Origin of the sequence: Kitasatospora sp. NPDC085879, from assembly GCF_040686255.1 — a bacterium.
GTDB lineage: Bacteria > Actinomycetota > Actinomycetes > Streptomycetales > Streptomycetaceae > Kitasatospora.
Genome location: NZ_JBFBJZ010000164.1, coordinates 1 through 3,948, shown reverse-complemented (window position 1 = coordinate 3,948; position 3,948 = coordinate 1). Strand labels below are relative to the sequence as shown.

The following is a 3,948-nucleotide window of genomic DNA, read 5'->3' as shown; positions in this document are numbered from 1 at the left end:
CCCCATCATCACCCTCGACGCCCGACGCCGGGACAGCGCCAAGAGCGCCCTCATCACCCTCGTCGAGCACGCCCTCCTGGCCCGCCTCCGCTAGGGACAGGAACCAGGACGATGATGCCGCGCGCCCGCTCCGGTGCCCTGACGGGCACGGGAGCGGGCGCGCGTTTCTCCGTCCATAACAGTTCGGTAGGCATTTCGAGATCAACAGCGACACAGCGTGAGGATTTCGATCCACTGTGCACTGTCGACCTTTCGTTTGGTCCCAAACTGCCCCCAAATGTCCGATTTGTTCAGCGCGTCTCGGGCACGGAGAGCTGTTTGTCCCGCATCCCTGCACGTGCTGAAATTCCAGCTACCCCGTAGTCACCCCATATGGCAGTTCCACCCAGCAGCGGGCTGCGGCCGGCGGGGGTAGCCGCTGGATTGATTCATGGCCGCACCATCGGCCGAGAGGTTGTTGTCGAGTGAGGCGTAAGCAGCCAGACACCCCGCAGCGGCGGTCCGAGCCCCGCCAGAACGAGTCGGGACCCGGCGGTCAGGCACCGGCCGGCTTCTCCGCGTTCACGGCGGCCGAGGACCGACCGCAGCCGCGCGGCACCGCCGCGCCGCCGCCCCAGATACTCAGCGGCCCGGGCAATCGCCCGGGCAGCGCCCCGGGGCCGGCCGGCAGGCCCGGCTCCGGCGAGTCGGGTGACGACGGCGGCGGCCGGTACGAGTTCCTGGCCCCCCGGAACTGGCGCGTGCCGACCCGACTGATCGCCATTCTGCTGGTGCCGGTCATCATCGGCCTGGTCTTCGGCGGCCTGCGCGTCAACACCTCGCTGGACGACTTCCACAAGGCCGACCGCGCGGTGAAGACCGCGAAGCTCGCGCACGCCGCGACCGACCTCGCGGACGCCCTGGAGAACGAGCGCGACCTCTCGATCGTGCCGCTCCTGACCGGCTCCGACCCGCAGGGCCGGCTCGGTGAGCTCCGCAAGAAGACCGACGACTCCCTCAAGGCGTACAACACGGCCTACGGCAAGATCTCCGACGACGAGACGCTCAAGCGCCGCGACGCGGCCTTCCAGCAGCTCGTCGTCTTCCTCCCGCACCTGCGCGAGAACGCCTACAAGCCGGAGCTGCTCGCCTCCGCCACCCAGGCCGCCTACTCGGTGATGTTCGCCCCGCTGCTGGCCATCGACAACTCCGTCGGCTTCGGCAGCTCCAGCGTCACGAGCAAGGGCCGCGCGATCTACGCCATGTCGCTGGCCAAGGCCTCCGCCTCGACCCAGCGTGCGCTGATGATCAACCTGCTCGCCGGCATCGCCCAGGGCACCGTCAGCCGGTACGAGAACCAGGAACTGATCATCTCGCTCCTGGTGGCGAGCAAGCTCGAGACGACCGCCATCAGCGAGTTCTCCACCGGCTCCACCGCCGACGACGCCAAGGTCTTCGCGGACGCCCTGGTCGCCCAGGCCGCGGCCGACCAGCGCGCCCCGCTGCGGATGCCCGACAACCAGACCATCCCGACCGTCAACGGCCTGATGAACATCGGCCTGGCCTACTCCGACGCCGCCATGCGCGGCCAGCAGGACGGCAAGGACGCGGCGGAGAAGCTCTTCGAGAACGCGAAGAACGCCGGTCTGACCGTCCAGAACTGGAACCAGGCCTCCGCCGGCCACATGAACGCCCTGCGCGCCACGGAATCCGCGCTGCTGAACGAGGTCGTCGGCGACGCGCAGAACATCAAGGACCGCGCCCAGACCGACGCCTTCCTCAACTCCGGCATCGTGATCGCCGCACTGGCGCTCGCCGGTCTGCTCACCGGCTTCATCGCCCGCTCGATGATCCTCGGCATGCGCACCCTGAACACCGCCGCGCTGGACATCGCCAACCACCGTCTGCCCGACCTGGTCGAGAAGCTCTCCAAGACCGACCCGGACCGGGTCGACACCTCGGTCGAGCCGATCCCGCTGCGCGGCAAGGACGAGATCGGCGAGGTCGCCCGAGCCTTCGACCAGGTCCACGCGCAGGCGGTGTCGCTCGCCGCCGAGCAGGCCCTGCTCCGAGGCAACCTGAACGCGATCTTCTCCAACCTGTCGCGCCGCAGCCAGAGCCTGATCCAGCGCCAGCTGGCGCTGATCACCGACCTGGAGAACAACGAGGCCGACCCGGACCAGCTGGAGAACCTCTTCAAGCTGGACCACCTGGCGACCCGTATGCGCCGCAACGGTGAGAACCTCCTCGTCCTCGCGGGCGAGGAGCCCGGCCGCCGCTGGAACACCCCCGTCCCGCTGGTCGACGTGCTCCGCGCCGCCGCCTCCGAGGTGGAGCAGTACGAGCGCGTCGAACTCTCCGGCATCCCGGAGGCCGAGGTCGTCGGCGCCGCGGTGACCGACCTCGTCCACCTGCTCGCCGAGCTGCTGGAGAACGCCACCACGTTCTCCAGCCCGCAGACCCGGGTCCTGGTCAACGCCACCCGCCTCCCGGACGGCCGCGTCCTGGTCGAGATCCACGACAAGGGCATCGGCCTCACCGCCGACGACTTCGCGGAGATCAACGAGAAGCTGGCCGAGCCGCCCACGGTCGACGCCACCATCTCCCGCCGCATGGGCCTCTTCGTGGTCGGCCGGCTGTCCCAGCGGCACGACATCCGCGTGCAGCTGCGCCCGTCCGGCGAGTCCGCCGGCACCACCTCGCTGGTCATGCTCCCGGTGGGCCTGACCCAGATGAACGCCGCGCCGGAGCCGGAGGAGCAGTTCACCGTCTCCCGGATCTTCTCCGAGCAGGAGCCCACCCAGGCCTGGCAGGAGGACTGGAGCCAGCGCAGCGCCGCCGAGCTCGGCTTCGACGACCACCTGACCGGTGCCGGCGCCGGCGGCTTCAGCCCCGCGCTGGAGTCCATGCAGCGCACGCAGCGCCGCCGCGCCGCCGCGCTGGAGCCCGGCAGCCCGGACGACGTCATCGACGCCGAGGCGATCGAGACGACCGAGGGCCCGTACGCCGACGAGTACCAGCCCCAGGGCTACGAGCAGGGCGGCTACCAGGACCAGGGCTACGCCCAGGACCAGTACGGCCAGGACGGCTACGACCAGTACCAGGGCCAGTACGAGCAGGGCGGCTACCAGGACCAGGGCTACGCCCAGGACCAGTACGGCCAGGACGGCTACGACCAGTACCAGGGCCAGTACGACCGGGGCGGCTACCAGGGCATCCCGCAGCAGCAGGGCCCCCAGGAGGACGCCTACCAGCCGTACGGCTACGGCGAGGCCGACCGGCCCGCCGGGCACCCGTACGGGGCCGAGGAGCCGCCTGCGCTGCCCCCGGCGCCCGCGTCCGGCGGCGGCCTGCCGCAGCGGCGCCCGGGCCAGCAGCTGGCCGGCGGTGGCGCCGGTGGCGGCGGCGGTGCCGCTGCCTTCGGCGGCGGCGAGGAGAAGCCGAACTGGTTCACCGGTGCCAAGGACACCTCCGACTCCGAGGAGAACCGCGGCCACGACGTGTCCGCGCTCGGTGGCTACGGCCCGACCGGCCCGACCACGTCGAGCGCCTGGCAGTCCGCCAACGACGGCGGCTGGCAGCGGGCCGAGCAGGTCCGCGAGCCCTCGACCAGCGGCACCACCCAGGCGGGTCTGCCGCGCCGGGTGCCCAAGCAGAACCTCGTGCCCGGCAACGCCAAGCCGACTCCGCAGGAAGGCCCGCAGGTCTCGCGCAACCCGGAGGAGGTGCGCGGCCGGCTCACCAACCTGCGCCGCGGCGTCGAGCAGGGACGCAGCGCCGGCGGTGACCCGGGGGCCACCGGCAGCTTCCGCTTCGACCCGAACCAGGGTCGCGGCAGCAACCAGAACAGCAGCACCGATCTCTTCGGCGGCTCGAACCACCAGGAGCGTTGAGTTGAGTCAGATGAGCCAGGCCGCACAGAACCTGAACTGGCTGATCACCAATTTCGTGGACAACACCCCCGGGGTG

1 protein-coding gene and 1 pseudogene are annotated in these 3,948 nt (G+C 70.8%); both read left to right on the top strand.

Annotated features, from left to right (window positions below; all coding sequences use genetic code 11):
• Positions 1-94: pseudogene (locus tag AB0P35_RS41615) on the top strand (ATP-binding protein); the annotation flags it as partial.
• A 646-nt stretch (positions 95-740) separates the two neighbouring features.
• Entirely contained in the window at positions 741-3,872 is a 3,132-nt protein-coding gene (locus tag AB0P35_RS41610; protein WP_363521701.1) for a nitrate- and nitrite sensing domain-containing protein, read from the top strand.
• Positions 3,873-3,948 lie beyond the last annotated feature (76 nt).